The sequence below is a fragment of the Ectorhizobium quercum genome (assembly GCF_026552795.1).
Lineage (GTDB): Bacteria > Pseudomonadota > Alphaproteobacteria > Rhizobiales > Rhizobiaceae > Ectorhizobium > Ectorhizobium quercum.
Window position 1 is genome coordinate 469,678 of the sequence record NZ_JANFPI010000002.1, and the last position, 16,716, is coordinate 486,393.

General features: G+C 64.7%; 12 protein-coding genes and 2 tRNA genes. 10 read left to right on the top strand and 4 right to left on the bottom strand.

Going from position 1 to position 16,716, the window contains the following annotated elements; genetic code table 11:
* Nucleotides 1-357: 357 nt before the first annotated feature.
* A complete protein-coding gene (locus tag NOF55_RS06925; RefSeq protein ID WP_306410610.1) occupies nt 358-1,410 on the top strand; it encodes a threonine aldolase family protein in 1,053 nt (350 codons plus the stop codon).
* Between the two features lie 225 nt (nt 1,411-1,635).
* Here the strand turns inward: NOF55_RS06925 and NOF55_RS06930 are convergent, their stop codons facing one another.
* Nucleotides 1,636-2,106, bottom strand: a complete 471-nt coding sequence (locus NOF55_RS06930; protein WP_306410611.1) for an Hsp20 family protein — start codon at nt 2,104-2,106, stop codon at nt 1,636-1,638.
* A gap of 441 nt (nt 2,107-2,547) precedes the next feature.
* Here NOF55_RS06930 and NOF55_RS06935 point away from each other — a divergent pair, with 441 nt between their 5' ends.
* Entirely contained in the window at nt 2,548-3,510 is a 963-nt protein-coding gene (locus NOF55_RS06935; RefSeq protein WP_306410612.1) for an alpha/beta fold hydrolase, read from the top strand.
* Here NOF55_RS06935 and hisN read toward each other — a convergent pair.
* Together hisN and NOF55_RS06945 are read right to left on the bottom strand one after the other, a co-directional pair.
* Complete coding sequence (gene hisN, locus NOF55_RS06940; RefSeq protein ID WP_306410613.1) at nt 3,500-4,273, bottom strand: histidinol-phosphatase; 774 nt, start codon at nt 4,271-4,273, stop codon at nt 3,500-3,502. The genes NOF55_RS06935 and hisN overlap by 11 nt on opposite strands.
* A gap of 328 nt (nt 4,274-4,601) precedes the next feature.
* Nucleotides 4,602-5,486, bottom strand: coding sequence for an N-formylglutamate amidohydrolase (locus NOF55_RS06945; RefSeq protein ID WP_306410614.1), 885 nt, complete (start codon nt 5,484-5,486; stop codon nt 4,602-4,604).
* Nucleotides 5,487-5,673: 187 nt separating this feature from the next.
* Here NOF55_RS06945 and cpdR1 point away from each other — a divergent pair, with 187 nt between their 5' ends.
* From cpdR1 to NOF55_RS06960, 3 genes are all read left to right on the top strand, one after another.
* Entirely contained in the window at nt 5,674-6,039 is a 366-nt protein-coding gene (gene cpdR1, locus NOF55_RS06950) for a response regulator CpdR1 (protein ID WP_306410615.1), read from the top strand.
* An 83-nt stretch (nt 6,040-6,122) separates the two neighbouring features.
* Nucleotides 6,123-6,197, top strand: a tRNA-Val gene (locus NOF55_RS06955).
* A gap of 163 nt (nt 6,198-6,360) precedes the next feature.
* A tRNA-Val gene (locus NOF55_RS06960) sits at nt 6,361-6,435 on the top strand.
* Nucleotides 6,436-6,842: 407 nt separating this feature from the next.
* Here the strand turns inward: NOF55_RS06960 and NOF55_RS06965 are convergent.
* Nucleotides 6,843-8,636, bottom strand: coding sequence for an ABC transporter ATP-binding protein/permease (locus NOF55_RS06965; RefSeq protein WP_306410616.1), 1,794 nt, complete (start codon nt 8,634-8,636; stop codon nt 6,843-6,845).
* Nucleotides 8,637-8,798: 162 nt separating this feature from the next.
* On the opposite strand from NOF55_RS06965, the gene NOF55_RS06970 reads away from it, so the two are divergent.
* The 5 genes from NOF55_RS06970 (at nt 8,799) to NOF55_RS06990 (ending at nt 16,693) form a co-directional block, all read left to right on the top strand.
* Nucleotides 8,799-9,191: a hypothetical protein gene (locus tag NOF55_RS06970; protein ID WP_306410617.1), complete on the top strand. Its 393-nt coding sequence runs from the start codon at nt 8,799-8,801 to the stop codon at nt 9,189-9,191.
* Between the two features lie 119 nt (nt 9,192-9,310).
* Nucleotides 9,311-9,835 (top strand): copper chaperone PCu(A)C, encoded by a 525-nt coding sequence (locus NOF55_RS06975; protein WP_306410618.1) that lies wholly within the window; start codon nt 9,311-9,313, stop codon nt 9,833-9,835.
* Nucleotides 9,836-10,047: 212 nt separating this feature from the next.
* Nucleotides 10,048-13,377 carry a transglutaminase family protein gene (locus NOF55_RS06980; RefSeq protein ID WP_306410619.1) on the top strand — a complete coding sequence of 1,110 codons (3,330 nt, stop codon included), beginning with the start codon at nt 10,048-10,050 and terminating at the stop codon, nt 13,375-13,377.
* Between the two features lie 6 nt (nt 13,378-13,383).
* Complete coding sequence (locus NOF55_RS06985; RefSeq protein ID WP_306410620.1) at nt 13,384-15,804, top strand: circularly permuted type 2 ATP-grasp protein; 2,421 nt, start codon at nt 13,384-13,386, stop codon at nt 15,802-15,804.
* 7 nt (nt 15,805-15,811) lie between these two features.
* Entirely contained in the window at nt 15,812-16,693 is an 882-nt protein-coding gene (locus tag NOF55_RS06990) for a transglutaminase family protein (protein WP_306410621.1), read from the top strand.
* Nucleotides 16,694-16,716: the final 23 nt, after the last annotated feature.

Here is a 16,716-nt window from a genome sequence, read left to right on the forward strand (position 1 = left end):
GAGCTTAGCGTAAAAAATCGACCGGACCAGAGCTTTCTCCCGTCCAGCGCGATTTTGAATTCGGAAATTAGGACAGTATTTCTGTCCTAATTCCTCCTCCCTATGACAGAAACCGCACCCGCTGGCAAGGCCGCAGCGCAAAAAATCGGGCGGCTCTTTCATCGAAAAGTTTCGGGCACGCCGAAGGGGACGACACAAAGTTTCACCACCTGCAATATATCGGGATGAAGATTGCCTTTGCCGGTCGGGCCGGAACGAAGCGCGCCTTTGCGGTTGACGGTGGCGGGCCGGCGCCGCTACGACTTCGATTGCGTTCACCGCCATTCCCGTCATACCTATCCGAGAGAGTGACCTGCAATGTATTTCGCCTCCGACAACTGGGCCGGCGCTCACCCCTCCATCGCAGCACGACTGGTCGAGGAAGCGCCCGGCTTCGCCGCGCCCTACGGCGTCAGCGATCTTGACAGGAAGGTCGAGGCCCGCCTTTCAGAGATCTTCGAATGCGACGTCTCCGTGTTCTTCGTCGCGACCGGCACCGCCGCCAATTCGCTGGCACTCGCCAGCGTCGGCAAGCCCGGCGGCGTGATCTTCTGTCACTCGGAAGCCCATGTGACGGCGGATGAATGCGGCGCACCGGAATTCATCACCGGCGCCAACAGGCTGCACACCATCCCCGGCCTGAATGGCAAGATGGACCCGAAGGCGCTCGAGGCCGCCATCTGGCGCTTTGCGCCGGGCGCCGTCCATCAGGGCCGGGCGGCGGCCGTCACGCTGACCCAGTCCACCGAGGTCGGAACGATCTATTCGCTGGCCGAGATCGACGCCATCGCTGCCATCGCCCGGGCGCACGGCCTGCCGCTGCACATGGACGGCGCGCGCTTCGCCAATGCCCTCGTCCGGCTGGACGCCACCCCCGCGGAGATGACGTGGAAGCGCGGCGTCGACATTCTCTCCTTCGGCGGCACCAAGAACGGCTGCTGGTGCGCGGAAGCCGTCATCTTCTTCAACCGCGAGCTGGCCGCCGACATGCCGTATCTGCGCAAGCGCTCGGCCCAGCTCTTTTCCAAGACCCGCTTCATCTCCGCCCAGTTCGACGCCTATCTCGAGGACGGCCTCTGGCTCACGATGGCGAAGAACGCCAACGACATGGCCGAACGGCTTTCCGCCGGCCTCGAAGCGCTGAACAGCGCCCGCCTCGCCTGGCCGTCGCAGGCCAACGAGGTCTTTGCCGTCCTGCCCGGGGAAAAGGCGGCGGCGGCCGAAGCCGCCGGCGCCCGCTTCTACCGCTGGGACGCGCCGCGCGACATGCCCGGTCTGCTGGAAGACGGCGAGGTCCTCATTCGCCTCGTCACCTCCTTCGCCACCACGCGCGAAGATGTGGAGGCCTTCCTGTCGATCTGCTCGGCCTGATCGCGCGTTCGGCACTCAGGGCAACAAAAAAGCCCCTCCGGGAGGGAGAGGCTCAATGTATTGGCAACCCTCTCCTTCGTCACCCTCTGGCTTGACCCGAGGGTCCACGCCGCAAGCGCGCGGTGGATGGTCGGGTCAGGCCCGACCATGACGAACGAGGGCGATACGCCGATTGTTGAGCGGCCTGAGCCCCTCCTTGCGGAGGGGCTGCAAGACTGCCTTCAATCAGGCGGCATGCGTCTCGATGGCCTTGGGCTGCTGAAGGGCGGCATCGGCGCTGATGGCAATGCGGCGCGGCTTCATGGCCTCGGGAATGTTGCGAAGCAGGTCGATGTGCAGGAGACCGTTCTTCAGCGAAGCGGCCCTCACCTCCACATGGTCGGCAAGCTGGAAGCGGCGTTCGAACGTGCGCTTGGCAATGCCGCGATAAAGATATTCCGTCTCGTCCGCCGGTTCGTCCTCGAGCTTCTCACCCTTCACGACCAGCGTCTGTGCATGGGCCTCGATGGAAAGCTCGCGGTCGTCGAACCCTGCGACGGCCATCGTGATGCGATAGGTGTTCTCGCCCGTGCGCTCGATATTGTAGGGCGGGTAGCTCTGGCTCTGATCGGGAACGCCGAGGCCGTCCAGCATGTTGAACAGCCGGTCGAAACCGATGGTCGAGCGGTAGAGCGGGGAAAAATCGATATGGCGCATGATGTCCTCCTTCGAAGCGACGTTTGCGTTTTGCGGCTCCCCTGTCTGGCGGAGCCGACCTCTGGCGCGAACCCGGTTTCCGGCGTCCGCACCCCGTAGGTGGGCAAGCCGTCGCGCGCTTTCAAGACCCCGGAATGCGACAGGCGGAGGCCAACCGCGCCTGAACGGCGGATGAACGGCCGGTTCGGCGTGCATTCAGGCATGGCGGCGTAAAAGAATGGTCATCGGGCCTCACTGCCCGAGACTGAAGGAATTCGTCCCCCTTCTCAGTCTTGACTGCCGGTTCCCTGGCGATGGCCCTCCAAGCGTGGCCAGGGAAACCGGCGCTTTTTTTCAGTCCGGCCCCCTGTCTCCGGCGCCGCACGCGATTTCCGTTTCTCTCCGGGTAACGAAACTGCTCTACTGTGGAACGGATTTCGTCACAGCAAGGGAGTGTGGATCATGGAAGCGACGATTTATGCCCTTTCAGCCGAAGATCTGGCCTTTGGCGGCGAACAATCGAGCGGCTTCTTCGACGGTCACGACGGCGCGCGCCTGCGCTATGCGTTCTTCTCTCCCGAGCGCGAGCGGCCGCGCGGCACCGTGGTGATTCTCCAGGGCCGCAACGAATGCATCGAGAAATATCTGGAAACGATCCGCGAGCTGACCGAAGCCGGTTTCATGGTCGCGACCTTCGACCTGCGCGGCCAGGCCCTTTCCGGGCGTCTGTCGCGCAATCCGCGCGCCGGCCATGTGCTGCGCTTCGCGGACTATGTTGCGGATACGGAGCGCTTCCTGACCATGTTCGTGGAACCCGTGGCACCGCAGCCCGTCCACATCCTCGCCCATTCGCTCGGCTGCCTCATCGCGCTGTCACTGGCGCCCCGGCTTGAAGGCCGGATTTCGCGCATGGTCCTGAGCGCGCCGCTCGTCGGCCTGACGGGGCTTCCCGTCCCGCCGGCCGTCGCTTTTTCCATCGCGTCGCTCTTCAGTCTGGCCGGGTTGGGAGAAAGGCCGCTGGGGCGGGAACGCGACGCCATGCTCTTCGACGGCAATCCGCTGACCTCATGCCCGACCCGCTTCGGCCATTTCTCGACGCTGCGCGGCACCCATCGCGATCTGGGAATCGGCCCGCCGACGGCGCGCTGGCTGAACGAGATCCGCAAGGCCATGCGGCGGGTGATGCAGCCGGACTACCTGACCCGCATCACCGTGCCGACACTCATCCTCGCGCCCATGCGCGACGGCGTGGTGCCCTATGGGGAGATGGAGCGCCTTGCCCGGCATTTCCGGGCGGCGCGACTGGTGCCGATTCCCGGCGCCCGCCACGAATTGCTGATGGAGAAGGACCGCTATCGCGCCCAGGCGCTCGCCGCGATCCTCGCCTTCTTCCCCGAAACCGCGACCGAGGCGGTTACGGGTTGAGCAGGCGCATCGCCTGTTCGTGAACGGCACGGCTGCCGGCGGCGATGATCGAACCGCCCATTTCCGGGCGTCCGCCATCCCATGACGTCATGATGCCGCCCGCCTGCTCGACCACCGGAATGACGCCGCCGACATCGTAAGGCTTCAGCCCGTTCTCGATCACCAGATCGATATGCCCGGCAGCCAGAAGCGCATAGGCATAGCAGTCGACGCCGTAACGGAAGAGCCTCACCCTGCTTTCCACCTCCCGATAGCGCTCGGCTTCCGTGCCCCGGAACAGGTGCGGCGAGGTGGTGAACAGCGTCGCATCGGCGAGATCGCCACAATCGCGAACCCGCAAGGTCCGTTCGCCGCCCGGCCCCCGGTAGAGCGTCCGCTCGCCATCGGCGAGATAGCGCTCGCCGGTGAAGGGCTGGTCGATCAGCCCGCATGTCGCCCGCCCCTTCTGGTAGAAGCCGATCAGCGTGCCCCAGGTCGGCAGGCCCGAAATGAAAGCTCTCGTGCCGTCGATGGGATCGATGACCCAGACATTGTCGCGGTCGAGCCCGACATTGTCGTGCTCCTCGCCCAGAATGCCGTGGTCGGGATAGGCTTCGGCAATCACCGCCCGGATCGCCGTCTCGGCGGCGCGGTCGCCTTCCGTCACCGGGTCGAATCCCCCCGCCTGCTTGTTGACCACATCGATGCCGGCGCGAAAACGCGGCAGGGTTTCTGCACTGGCGGCATCGGCCAGCCGGTCGAAGAAGGCGCGGTCAGGAAGCATGCAGGGAACCTCGACGAGAACGGTATGACAAGGGTTTAGCCCAAATCGCCGCGCCTGCAAACCCGCCGTTTCGGCCGCAAGGCCCGCGCTTAGCAAACACGCAATCGCACAAAATCTATGCAGATTTCAAAAATGCCAAAATTAAAAGCAAAAAATACGTCCGCAGACTTGACAGTCAGACCCCCGGCGCATAGCCTTCTAGTCGCAGTCCGCTGACTGCAAAATACCCTCCTTGGGTGTTTCCTCCCTAGACTTAACCGCGCCACGAGCGCGGTTTTTTTTGCCCGGCAGCCGGGTCTTGCATCGGATGAAGTCTTGGGAAAAGGGCCTATTCGGCCGCCAGGGAGGTCTGCGACGACAGATGCTCGGTGAAGTCGGCCATGCGGCGCATGAAGGACGCGACAAGGGCCTCGACCTCCGGAAATTCCGGGCGCTTCTCCAATGTCGCCTCATCGATATAGAGCGAGCGGTTGATCTCGATCTGCAACGCATGCAGGCCCCGGCGCGGGCGCCCATAATGTTCCGTGATGAAGCCGCCGGCATAGGGCTTGTTGCGCACGGCGCGGAAGCCGAGGTCCTCGAGAATGCTGATCGCGGCATCCGACAGCGCCGCCGAGGCGCTCGCCCCGAACCGGTCACCGACGATGAAATCGGGACGCAGGCCGCTGCCGGCAAGCTTGGTGTTGCCCGGCATGGAGTGGCAGTCGATCAGCACGCAGAAACCGAAACGGTCGTGGGTGCGCGCGAGAAGCCGCCGCAGGCAGGCGTGATAGGGCTTGTAGAGCAGTTCGATGCGCATCAGCGCATCCTGCACCGGCAGGCGGCCGGTATAGATGTCGAAATTCTCCGCGACGATCCTCGGCACGGTTCCGAGCCCGCCGGCCACCCGCAGCGAGCCGGTATTGGCATGTGGCGGCAGCGGCCCGTCGAACATGCGCGGGTCGAGTTCGAAGGGCTCGCGATTGACGTCGAGATAGGCGCGCGGGAAATGCGCCAGCAGAAGCGGCGCGCCGAGCGCGGGCGCACCGGCATAGAGTTCGTCGACGAAGTGATCTTCCGACCGGCGGATCGTATGGGCGTCGAGCCGCGATTGCGCAAGGAATGCCGGCGTGTAGTTCCGGCCGCTATGCGGGGAATTGAATACGAAAGGTATGGTCTGAAGCGCCGGTTCGCGCACCTCGAAATCGGGTGTGTAACCGGTTTTGTGTTCCATCTGGCCTCTTTACCATATCCTCAAGTCATCATTCCGTCATGTTGCCAGTTGCCGTTGGCCAAGTCCATACTATCTATGAACGGTAAAATGGCGGAACCGGCTCTCTTCACAGGTTGTTTACTCCGGTGAAGATAATGTCGGATTCCGGATATCACCCATGACAGTCATTTGAGTAACGGTCCTTTCAATGAGCCAGAAAATTCTTCTCGCCGAAGACGATAACGACATGCGCCGCTTCCTTGTGAAGGCGCTCGAAAAAGCAGGATACAAAGTCTCCTCCTACGACAACGGCGCCAGCGCCTACGACCGTCTTCGCGAAGAGCCCTTTTCGCTTCTCCTGACCGATATCGTCATGCCGGAAATGGACGGCATCGAACTGGCGCGCCGCGCCACCGAACTCGATCCGGACCTGAAGGTCATGTTCATCACCGGCTTCGCCGCCGTCGCGCTGAACGCCGATTCGAAGGCCCCCAAGGATGCGAAGGTGCTTTCCAAGCCCTTCCACCTGCGCGATCTCGTCGACGAGGTGAACAAACTCCTCACGGCAGCCTGAGGCTTTTGCCGCCTTCGCAAGAAATCGGAAAAAAAAGCGGTTGACGCCAAGCCCGGTTTTGTGATGTATGCGCCGCATCGGATGGGCGTGTAGCTCAGCGGGAGAGCACTACGTTGACATCGTAGGGGTCACAAGTTCGATCCTTGTCACGCCCACCATCCAATCACCTGATACGTTTGAGAAATCCGCTCCGGCGGATTTTTCCGTTTATGGCTCGGGCTTGACCGGAGCGCCATCCTGAAAACGCCGAATGAATGTTTCATGACCCGTTCGAGGCCGTTGACGCGGCCATCGAATTGTGGTGTAAGCCGCCCATCGGATGGGCGTGTAGCTCAGCGGGAGAGCACTACGTTGACATCGTAGGGGTCACAAGTTCGATCCTTGTCACGCCCACCATCCTTGCCAGAGGCTCAAGCGGAAACGCTTGAGCCTCTGTCCGTTTCGGGGGTCTGTCTGTCGGTTCGGCTGTCGATGGCGCGGTTTCGGGACCGTCCGGCGGCATCTTTCCTCGGGCCGCCCTGTCTTCCGGAGTCTGCTGCCGCGTCAGAACGGGAAATACTCCGGATAGAGTTCATAGAGTGCAGGCAGCATGGCCAGAAAGAACATGATGGCCGAAAAGATGATGGTCGCGATCCACATGACAACCAATTGTTTGGTGCGTGGGTGCATGAAAGATCCTCGAACTTGATTCGTTTCCTTGAACGCCCTTGCGTCGGCTCGGGTTCCGCCTTCCCGCGCCTTGTGATTCCGGGTCTTTCCTCCACTATAGAAAGGGAACGCCCGTCTGTCGCCCCCTTCCGCGATTAAAGCGGAGAAGCCGCATCGGGCGGCCTGATCTGCTCCAGGTGGACGATACGCGGCGAAAACGCCTCTGCGAAGGCCTGCGAGCGGCCGACGTAAAGGATGCCCGTATTGCCGAGTTCCTCGACGATACCCGCCAGGCTCGCCTGCGCGTCCTGCTCCAGCCCGTCGAACAGATCGTCTATGACGATGAAATCCGGCTTGAGGAGAAGGGCGTTGGCGAAGCGCAGCTTCATCTGGTCGTCAAAATCGAGAACCTTGTCCCATCGCGCCGTCGTGTCGAGAATGGGCTTGAGACGGGCCAGCCCGGCCCGGTCGAGCGCGGCCAGCATGTTCTCCCGCGAAAAGGCTTCCGGCGCAAGCGGATAGGTCAGCACCTCCTGAAGCGAGGCGCCCGCCAGATAGCCGGTCTGGGGCATGAAGAGGACACCCTCCCCGGGCGGCAGGCCGATCGTGCCGCGGCCCCAGGGCCAGTTTCCGGCCAGCGCCTCGAAAAGCAGGTGCCGGTTCACGCCGGGATCGCCGTTGACCATCACCCGCTCGCCGCGCCGCACCGAAAGGCCGCCTTCCCGCAGCCGCAGCCCGTTTTCGAAATGCTCCGCCCCGGCCCGCAGGCACAGCGTCAGGTTCTCGATGCGGATCGTCTCATCCGCCTCGGCCCGGTAATCGATGACCGCTCCCGACGCCGTCTTGCGATCCATATCCTGCAACGCGCTGCGGAACGCGCTGACGCGGCCGAGCGTCGCCCGCCAGTCGGCGATCTGGCCGAAATTCGTCACATACCACCGCAGCGCCAGATTGACCTGGTTGAAGGCGCCGACGGCCATCATCAGGCCACCGAAGGTGATATTGCCGGAAAAATAGACCGGCGCCGCGATGATAATCGGCGCGACCTGCGACAGCCAGCCGAAGCCCGCCGAAACCCATGTCAGGTTCGTATTGGCCGTGACGAGCTGGCGGGTGACGGCCAGGACCGCGCCGATCCGCTCCAGAATGCGCTTGCGCTCCCGCTGCTCGCCGCGCGCCAGCGAGATGGCGGTGAGGTTCTCGTTGGTGCGCATCAGCAGAAACCGCAGATCGGCCTCGCGCGAATAGCGTTCTGCGTTCAGCCCGACGAGGCGGTGGCCGACCACGCGGCTGAGCATCGAGGCAAGCCCCGCATAGATGAACGCGGCCCAGACCATGTAGCCGGGGATGACCACCGTCCGCGAGCCGATGACGAAGGCGAAGTCGCTGGAAAGCGCCCACAGCACGCCGATGAAGCTGCCGAGCAGGATGCTGGACTGCACGAGGCCGATGCTGAGCGAGGTGGTGATCTCGGAGAGATTGCGCGCATCCTCGTGCAGCCGCTGGTCGGGATTGACGCCGATGGTGCCCGACGCCGCAAGCCGCAGCGCCCGACGCCCCTTCAGCCACGTCTCGACCAGATCGTTGGTCAGCCCCTCGCGCATCGAAAGCGCCGCCATCTGGTTCAGCCAGGTCTGGCAGACGTTGAGCAGGAGAAGCGAGCCGGCGATGCCCGCGAAGATCTGCAACTGCCGCAGGAATTCGCCCACGTCGCGCTGTTCGATGGCATTGTAGAACGGCACGTTCCATTCGTTGAGGGTGATCTGCGCATAGGCGGTGGCGAGAATGACCGACAGGAGGGCGAACGCCTGCGCCAGCACGCGGTTGCGGACACCCGAACGCCAGAAGGCGCCGATCATGATCGCGATCTGCCGTATGAACGGCAACTCGTACGCGGAGGAGACATCCGGCGCCGGCGCTTGCCCGTCGGCCAGTTCTGCGATTTTCATTTCCACCTTCCAACCATGCGCAAATCGTCCCGCGGCAATGCTTATCATGCCGCCCGAAGCCGTTACAGCTACACGCGCCCGCAGGATGGGGCACAATGCCGCGCATTCTTGTCTTTGCCTCGCGGCCGGCTTAATAAGACCGCACGAAAAGGAGACCGGACCGTGACGCATCGAGGGGGACAGACCAGCCGTCTGGCGCGCATCGTCTGCGCGCTCGCCCTGATTCTGGCCGGCCTCGCCCACAAGCCTCCGGCGCTCGCCGCCGCCGTGCCGATGTCGGAATTGGCGGCCTATGTGCTGCCCGACGGCACCGTGCCGTTCCTGTGCGACATCGACCATTCGCAAGATCACGGCCAGGACACGGCGCACGACCGCCTTCGCTGCGATGCCTGCCTGCTCTCCGGCTCGGCATTGCCGCCGTCGCCTCCGGCCCTGAAAGAACCGCCGCTTCGCCCGGTGGAAAAGCTCCTGCCGCGCAGCCTCATCGAAGGCCCGGCCACCGCGCTCAGGATCAACACCGCACCGCGCGGCCCACCGGACGTTTCCCGCGCCTGATATCCGACACGATGCGTGCCGCGCAGCCGCGCGCGCATCGATCCGCGACGCACCGGAGCCCTTGAGCGGCCCTGAAGATCGGCCCCCGCCTCCGGCACAGAATTCATCGGGAAACCACCATGAACCTCACCCTCAAGCGCGGTCTCGCCGCAGCCCTTGTCACCTTCGCCGGTTTTTCCGCAGCACTCGCCCACGGCTTCACCGTCGGCGACCTGGAGATCGGCCATCCCTGGTCCAGGCCCACTGTCGCCGGCGCGACGGTCGGCGGCGGCTACCTGACGATCACCAACGAAGGCACGGCGGACGACCGCCTCGTCTCCGTCTCCACCGACCGCGCCGGGGCCGCGCAGCTTCACGACATGAAGGTCGAGGACGACGTCATGAAGATGCGCGAAATCGAGGACGGCATCGCCGTTCCGGCCGGCCAGACGGTCGAGCTGAAACCCGGCGGCCTGCATGTCATGTTCCTGAACCTGTCGCAGCCCTTCGCCGAGGGCGAGAAGATCAAGGCGACCCTGACCTTCGAGAAGGCCGGCACCGTCGAGGTCGAGTTCGTCGTCCAGCAGCCGCGCGGCGAGGAACACGGCGACGCACATGCAGGCCACGGCGCGCAGGACGATCATTCCGCCCCCAAGGCGCCCTGACGACGAAGGCGGCCGGGCGGCACCATGCCCGGCCGCGTTTCCACCTGCCCAACGGCTGGCGAATCAGACGTCCAAAGTCTCGACTTTCCGTAAAAATCAACGGCTTGGATATTGCCGATTGGCACTTGCTTTATTCCAAAGCATTGCCCAAGATTGCGGCATTTCTTTCACGCGCCATTCCGGTCGCGCAAGGGTTCAAGGCACGGGGCAGCATGTCTATCAAAGCCAGCATCTATCACCTGACCCACTACAAATACGACAATCCCGTCCAGCTCGGACCGCAAATCATACGCCTGAAACCGGCCTCCCATTCCAAGACCAAGGTCCTCTCCCATTCGCTGAAAGTCACCCCCGCCAATCACTTCGTCAATCTCCAGCAGGACCCTTACGGCAACTATCTCGCCCGCTACGTCTTTCCCGAACCCGCGACCGAACTGAAGATCGAAGTCGACCTCGTCGCCGACATGACGGTCTACAATCCGTTCGATTTCTTCGTCGAGGAAGAGGCGACCAAATGGCCCTTCAGCTATCCCGAAACGCTGGCCGAGGACCTGTCGATCTATCGCAAGGCCGAACCCGCCGGCCCCCTGTTCGAGGACTTCCTCGCATCGGTCGACCAGACACCGGGTCAGCTCACCGTCGACATGGCGGTCGGCCTCAATGCCCGCCTGCAACAGGAAATCGGCTACGTCATCCGCATGGAGCCGGGCGTTCAGGAACCGGAGGAGACGCTGGCGGTCCGTAAAGGGTCCTGTCGCGACACGAGCTGGCTTCTGGTCAATCTGTTGCGCCGCCTGGGCTTCGCCGCCCGCTTCGTGTCCGGCTATCTGATCCAGCTCGCGCCCGACATCAAGGCGCTCGACGGCCCCTCCGGCACGGAGGTGGATTTCACCGACCTGCACGCCTGGGGGGAAGTCTACCTGCCGGGCGCCGGCTGGGTCGGCCTCGACCCGACATCCGGCCTGCTCACCGGCGAAAGCCACATTCCGCTGGCCGCCACGCCGCATTACAGGAACGCCGCGCCGATCTCCGGCGGCTATTTCGGCCACGCCGAGACCGAATTCGCCTTCGACATGCAGGTCGCCCGCGTCGCCGAGCATCCGCGCATCACCAGGCCGTTCAGCGACGAGAGCTGGCAGGCGCTCGACGCGCTCGGCGAGGAGGTGGACCGCGTTCTCGTGGAGGAGGACGTGCGCCTGACGATGGGCGGCGAGCCGACCTTCGTTTCCATCGACGACTTCCAGTCCGACGAATGGAACACCGCCGCCGTCGGCCCGACGAAGCGCGACCGCGCCGACGTCCTCATCCGCCGCCTGCACGCGAAATTCGCCCCCGGCGGCTTCCTGCATTACGGCCAGGGCAAATGGTATCCGGGGGAATCCCTGCCGCGCTGGACCTTCTCGCTCTACTGGCGCAAGGACGGCCTGCCGATCTGGAGCAACCCGGACCTGATCGCCGCCGAGGCACGCGACTACGGCGTCACCCATGAGGACGCATCGCGCCTGTTACAGGCCATCGCCGTCGAACTCGACCTCGATGCCGGCAATGTCGCGGCGGCCTACGAGGACCCGGCAGAATGGATCGTCAAGGAGGCCAATCTCCCGGAAAACGTCGATCCGTCCAATTCGAAGCTCAAGGACCCGGAAGAGCGCAGCCGTATCGCAAGGGTGTTCTCGCGCGGCCTGACGGAGCCCGCCGGTTACGTGCTGCCGGTGCAGGCGTGGCAGAACCGCGCCTCCGGCCGGACCTGGGTCAGCGAGATGTGGAGCACGCGGCGCGGTCGCCTCTATCTCATCCCCGGCGACAGCCCGGTCGGCTTCCGCCTGCCGCTGAACGCGCTGCCCTACATCGCGCCATCCCTGTATCCCTATATCAATCCGGCCGATCCGACCGTCGAAAAGCCGCCGCTTCCCGATTTCTCGACCGGAGAAAAGGCCCGCGTCATGCCGGCCTATTCGTTCCAGGCCGACACGCCGCAGCAGCAATCGCTCGGCCAGTCCTACGAGGAAATCGGCGGGCGCGTGCGCACCGCGATCTCCGTAGAGGTGCGGGACGGCCGCCTGTGCATCTTCATGCCGCCGACCGCGGAACTGGAGGATTATCTCGATCTCGTCGCCTCGACGGAACGCGCCGCCGCGGCGCTCGGCCTGCCGGTCCATATCGAAGGCTACACACCGCCGCAGGACGAACGGCTGAACGTCATCCGCGTCGCCCCCGATCCCGGCGTCATCGAGGTCAACATCCACCCGGCCTCGGACTGGAAGGGCTGCGTCGAAACCACGACGGCCATCTACGAGGAAGCGCGCCAGTCGCGGCTGGGGGCCGACAAGTTCATGATCGACGGCCGCCACACCGGCACCGGCGGCGGCAACCACGTCGTCGTCGGCGGCGCCAGCCCGAACGACAGCCCGTTCCTGCGCCGGCCGGACCTCCTGAAGAGCCTCGTGCTGCACTGGCAGCGCCACCCCTCCCTCTCCTACCTGTTCTCCGGCCTGTTCATCGGCCCGACCAGCCAGGCGCCGCGCATCGACGAGGCCCGCCATGATTCGCTCTACGAACTGGAAATCGCGCTGGCGCAGATACCGCACCCGCATTCCGGCCACCTGCCGCCGCTGCCCTGGCTGGTGGACCGGCTGTTCCGCAACCTCCTGATCGACGTGACGGGCAACACCCACCGCGCCGAGATCTGCATCGACAAGCTGTTCTCGCCGGACGGCCCGACCGGCCGCCTCGGCCTCGTCGAGTTCCGCGGCTTCGAGATGCCGCCGAACGCGCGCATGTCGCTCGCCCAGCAATTGCTGGTGCGCGCCCTCATCGCCCGGTTCTGGAAGAACCCCATCGGCGGCAATTTCGTCCGCTGGGGCACGGCGCTGCACGACCGCTTCATGCTGCCGCACTACGTCTGGGCCGATTTCCTCGACGTGCTGGCCGACCTCAGCGACAACGGCTTCGATTTTCGCCCGGAATGGTTCGCCGCCCAGCTCGAGTTCCGCTTCCCCTTCTGCGGCGAGGTGGAGTACGAAAATTCCCGCCTCGAACTGCGCCAGGCGCTCGAACCCTGGCATGTCATGGGAGAGGAAGGTGCCATCGGCGGCACCGTACGCTATGTCGATTCGTCGGTCGAGCGCCTTCAGGTCAAGCTCGAATCGGCCAATCCCGAGCGCTACAGGGTGGCCTGCAACGGCCGCGCCGTGCCGCTGACGCCAACGCCGATCTCCGGCATCTCGGTGGCCGGCGTGCGCTACAAGGCATGGCAGCCGGCCTCCGGCCTGCATCCGGCCCTGCCCGTCGACACGCCGCTGACCTTCGACATTTATGACACATGGTCGAACCGTTCCATCGGTGGCTGCATCTACCATGTTGCCCATCCGGGCGGACGCAACTATGAGACCTTCCCGGTCAACGGCAACGAGGCCGAGGCGCGCCGCCTGGCGCGATTCGAACCCTGGGGGCACACGGCGGGCAGCTATATGCTGCGGCCCGAACGCGTGGCCGAGGAATTTCCGCTGACCCTTGACCTGAGAAGGCCGCAAGGATTCTGATAGACGATGGCGAAGATACCGGCCACCGAGCGCAAGAACAAAGTCAGGACCGCGGTGGTCGAGGCCCATCCGGCGCTGGACTATCGCGCCCTGCCCGGCATTGCCGACGAGATGGTCGATACCGCCGGCAACGTGCGCCCGGTCTGGCAGCCGATGCTGTCGGCGCTATCGCGCATGAGCGCCCATGAACGCCACGAACGTTTCGCCCGCGCCGACCGGTATCTGCGCGATGCGGGCGTGTTCTACCGCGCCTATGGCGCCGAGGGGGGTGCCGAGCGCCCGTGGCCGATCAGCCATATCCCGGTGCTGATCGCCGAAAAGGAATGGGAAGCGCTGGCCGAGGGCCTCAGGCAGAGGGCCGAGCTGCTCGAAAAGGTCGCCGCCGACATCTACGGCGACAACGATCTGGTGCGCGAAGGGTTTCTTCCCCCCGCGCTGATCGCCTCCAACCCCGAGTTCCTACGCCCGCTCGTCGGCGTCGCGCCGCGCGGCGGTCATTACCTGCATTTCTGTTCGTTCGAGATCGGCCGGGGGCCGGACGGGAACTGGTGGGTTCTCGCCGACCGCACGCAGGCGCCTTCGGGCGCCGGTTTTGCATTGGAAAACCGCGTGGCGACCGCCCGCGCCTTTTCCGACATCTATGCGGAAAGCCACGTCCACCGGCTCGCCTCGTTCTTCGGCGCCTTCCGCAACGCGCTTCAGGCCTGCAAGAAGTCGAATGACGACCGCATCGCCGTGCTGACGCCCGGCCCGGCCAACGAGACCTATTTCGAACACGCCTATATCGCCCGCTATCTCGGCTTCATGCTGCTGGAGGGAGAAGACCTCGCCGTCGTCAACAACCGCGTGATGGTGCGCACGGTTTCCGGCCTCAAGCCCATCAGCGTGTTGTGGCGCCGCCTCGACGCTTCCTATTCGGACCCGCTCGAACTCAACCAGAGTTCGCGGATCGGCACGCCCGGACTGACGCAGGCCATCCGCTCCGGCAGCGTGACGATGGTGAACGCGCTGGGGTCCGGCATCCTCGAGACGCGCGCCTTCCTCGCCTTCCTGCCGGCCCTTTGCCACAAGCTGCTCGGCGAGGAACTGAAGCTGCCGTCGATCGCCACCTGGTGGTGCGGCCAGGAAGCCGAGCGCGATCACGTCTCGCGCAGCATCGACCGCATGGTGATCGGCCCGGCCTATTCCTGCCTGCCCTTCTTCGACGACCACGGCCAGTCCGTGCTCGGCTCGACCCTTCGCCGCACCGCAAAGACCTCGATGGCCGAATGGCTGGCGAGCGACGGCGCCCGCCTCGTCGGACAGGAAGCGGTGACGCTTTCGACCACGCCCGCCTTCATCGACGGCAAGCTGACGCCGCGCCCCATGTCGCTGCGCGTCTTTGCGGCGCGCACCGCCGACGGCTGGCAGATCATGCCGGGCGGCTTCGCCCGCATCGGCTCGGGCGACGACGTCGCCGCCATCGCCATGCAGTCGGGCGGCATGGCCGCCGATGTCTGGATCGTCTCGAACAAACCCGTGGACGCCACGACGCTTCTGCCGCCGGAGCAGGAATTCGCCCGCAACCTGCCGGGCGCGCTGCCCAGCCGCGCCGCCGACAACCTGTTCTGGCTCGGCCGCTACATCGAGCGGGCGGAAGGGGCGCTGCGCATCCTGCGGGCATGGCATTCGCGTTTCGCGGAGAATGCCGATCCCTCGCAGCCGCTGCTCGCCTATGTCTCGGACTATCTCGCGGCCATCGACGTCGATTCGCAGGAAGGCGTGCCGGAAAGCCTGATGCGCAACATCGACAGCGCCGTCTATTCCGCCAGCAACATCCGCGACCGCTTCTCGCCGGACGGCTGGCTGGCCCTGACGGACTTGGCCAAGACCGCCCGGCGCTTCCACGAAAAGGTGCAGCCGGGCGACGACGCCTCGCACGCCATGACCATCCTCCTGCGCAAGCTGGCGGGCTTTGCCGGTCTCGTGCATGAAAACATGTACCGCTTCACCGGCTGGCGCTTCCTGACCATCGGGCGCATGCTGGAACGCGGCCTGCACATGACCCGCCTTCTCGGCCACATGTCGCAGGAAGATACACCCGATGGCGCGCTGGACATGATTCTCGAAATCGGCGACAGCGTGATGACGCACCGCCGCCGCTACAACGTCTCGACCGCCCGCCTGACCGTGACGGACCTTCTGGCGCTCGACCCGCTCAACCCGCGCTCGATCCTGTTCCAGATGAACGAGATCCGCCAGGAGGTGGAGCAACTGCCGCAGGCTTTCGTCAACGGCCAGATGTCGACCTTCTATCGCGAGGCCATGCGCATGCAGGCCAACCTCGCCGTCATGACGCCCGAGGCCATGAATGCCACCGTCTACCGGCAGCTCGAACAGGATATGGAACGCCTGTCCGACCTGCTGGCCAAGACCTATCTGAGCTGATCCGGCCATGCTCTACGACCTCTCGCTCACCATCGAATACGACTACGACACCGCCGCCTCGGGCGCACGCCACATCCTGCGCGTCCTGCCGCTGTCCATCCCGGGGCGGCAGCGCCTCATCGCCGGTTCGGTCGGCATTCTTCCCGATCCCGACGAGAAATCCTCCTTCACCGATTTCTTCGGCAATCCGGCGTCGGCGATCATGTTCCGCTCGCAGCACGATACGCTGGAGATCAGGATGCAGGCCCGGGTGCAGGTCGATCCGCCCGAGCCCGTCGCCGATCTGTCGCCGCTGGTCGGCGAGTTGAAGGACGATCTGGACACCGTCTGGTCGCTCGACGCGAACGCGCCGCATCATCTCGCCGGGCCGAGCCCGAGATTGCCCGACAGCCCGGAAATCGCGGCCTATGCCCGTTCCGCCGTCAGGCCGGGGCAGACGGTGCGCGAGGCGGCCTTCGAGATATGCCGGCGCATCCATGCCGACTTCAGATACGACCCCGAGGCGACGGAGGTCGACACCCCCCCGGGCGAGGCCTTCAGGCTGAAGCGCGGCGTCTGCCAGGATTTCAGCCATGTCATGATCGTCGCGCTGAGAAGCCTCGGCATTCCGGCCGGCTATGTCAGCGGCTTCCTGCGGACCATTCCCCCGCCCGGCAAGGAGCGGCTGGAGGGCGCCGACGCCATGCACGCGTGGGTGCGCGTCTGGTGCGGCGAAAGCCTGGGCTATATCGAACTCGATCCGACCAACGACATCCAGGCGAGCGGCGACCATATCGTCGTCGCCTATGGCCGCGACTATTCCGACGTCGCGCCCGTCATCGGTGTCCTGAAAAGCTACGGAAAACACACGACGCAGCAGGCGGTGGACGTGATTCCGCTGAAAAACTGAGCGATCCGTAAAATACGAGCGAG

Coding starts and splice junctions, on each gene's coding strand:
- NOF55_RS06925 (WP_306410610.1), top strand. CDS start 358: ATGTATTTCGCCTCCGACAACTGGGCCGGCGCTCACCCCTCCATCGCA.
- NOF55_RS06930 (WP_306410611.1), bottom strand. CDS start 2,106: ATGCGCCATATCGATTTTTCCCCGCTCTACCGCTCGACCATCGGTTTC.
- NOF55_RS06935 (WP_306410612.1), top strand. CDS start 2,548: ATGGAAGCGACGATTTATGCCCTTTCAGCCGAAGATCTGGCCTTTGGC.
- hisN (WP_306410613.1), bottom strand. CDS start 4,273: ATGCTTCCTGACCGCGCCTTCTTCGACCGGCTGGCCGATGCCGCCAGT.
- NOF55_RS06945 (WP_306410614.1), bottom strand. CDS start 5,486: ATGGAACACAAAACCGGTTACACACCCGATTTCGAGGTGCGCGAACCG.
- cpdR1 (WP_306410615.1), top strand. CDS start 5,674: ATGAGCCAGAAAATTCTTCTCGCCGAAGACGATAACGACATGCGCCGC.
- NOF55_RS06965 (WP_306410616.1), bottom strand. CDS start 8,636: ATGAAAATCGCAGAACTGGCCGACGGGCAAGCGCCGGCGCCGGATGTC.
- NOF55_RS06975 (WP_306410618.1), top strand. CDS start 9,311: ATGAACCTCACCCTCAAGCGCGGTCTCGCCGCAGCCCTTGTCACCTTC.
- NOF55_RS06980 (WP_306410619.1), top strand. CDS start 10,048: ATGTCTATCAAAGCCAGCATCTATCACCTGACCCACTACAAATACGAC.
- NOF55_RS06985 (WP_306410620.1), top strand. CDS start 13,384: ATGGCGAAGATACCGGCCACCGAGCGCAAGAACAAAGTCAGGACCGCG.
- NOF55_RS06990 (WP_306410621.1), top strand. CDS start 15,812: ATGCTCTACGACCTCTCGCTCACCATCGAATACGACTACGACACCGCC.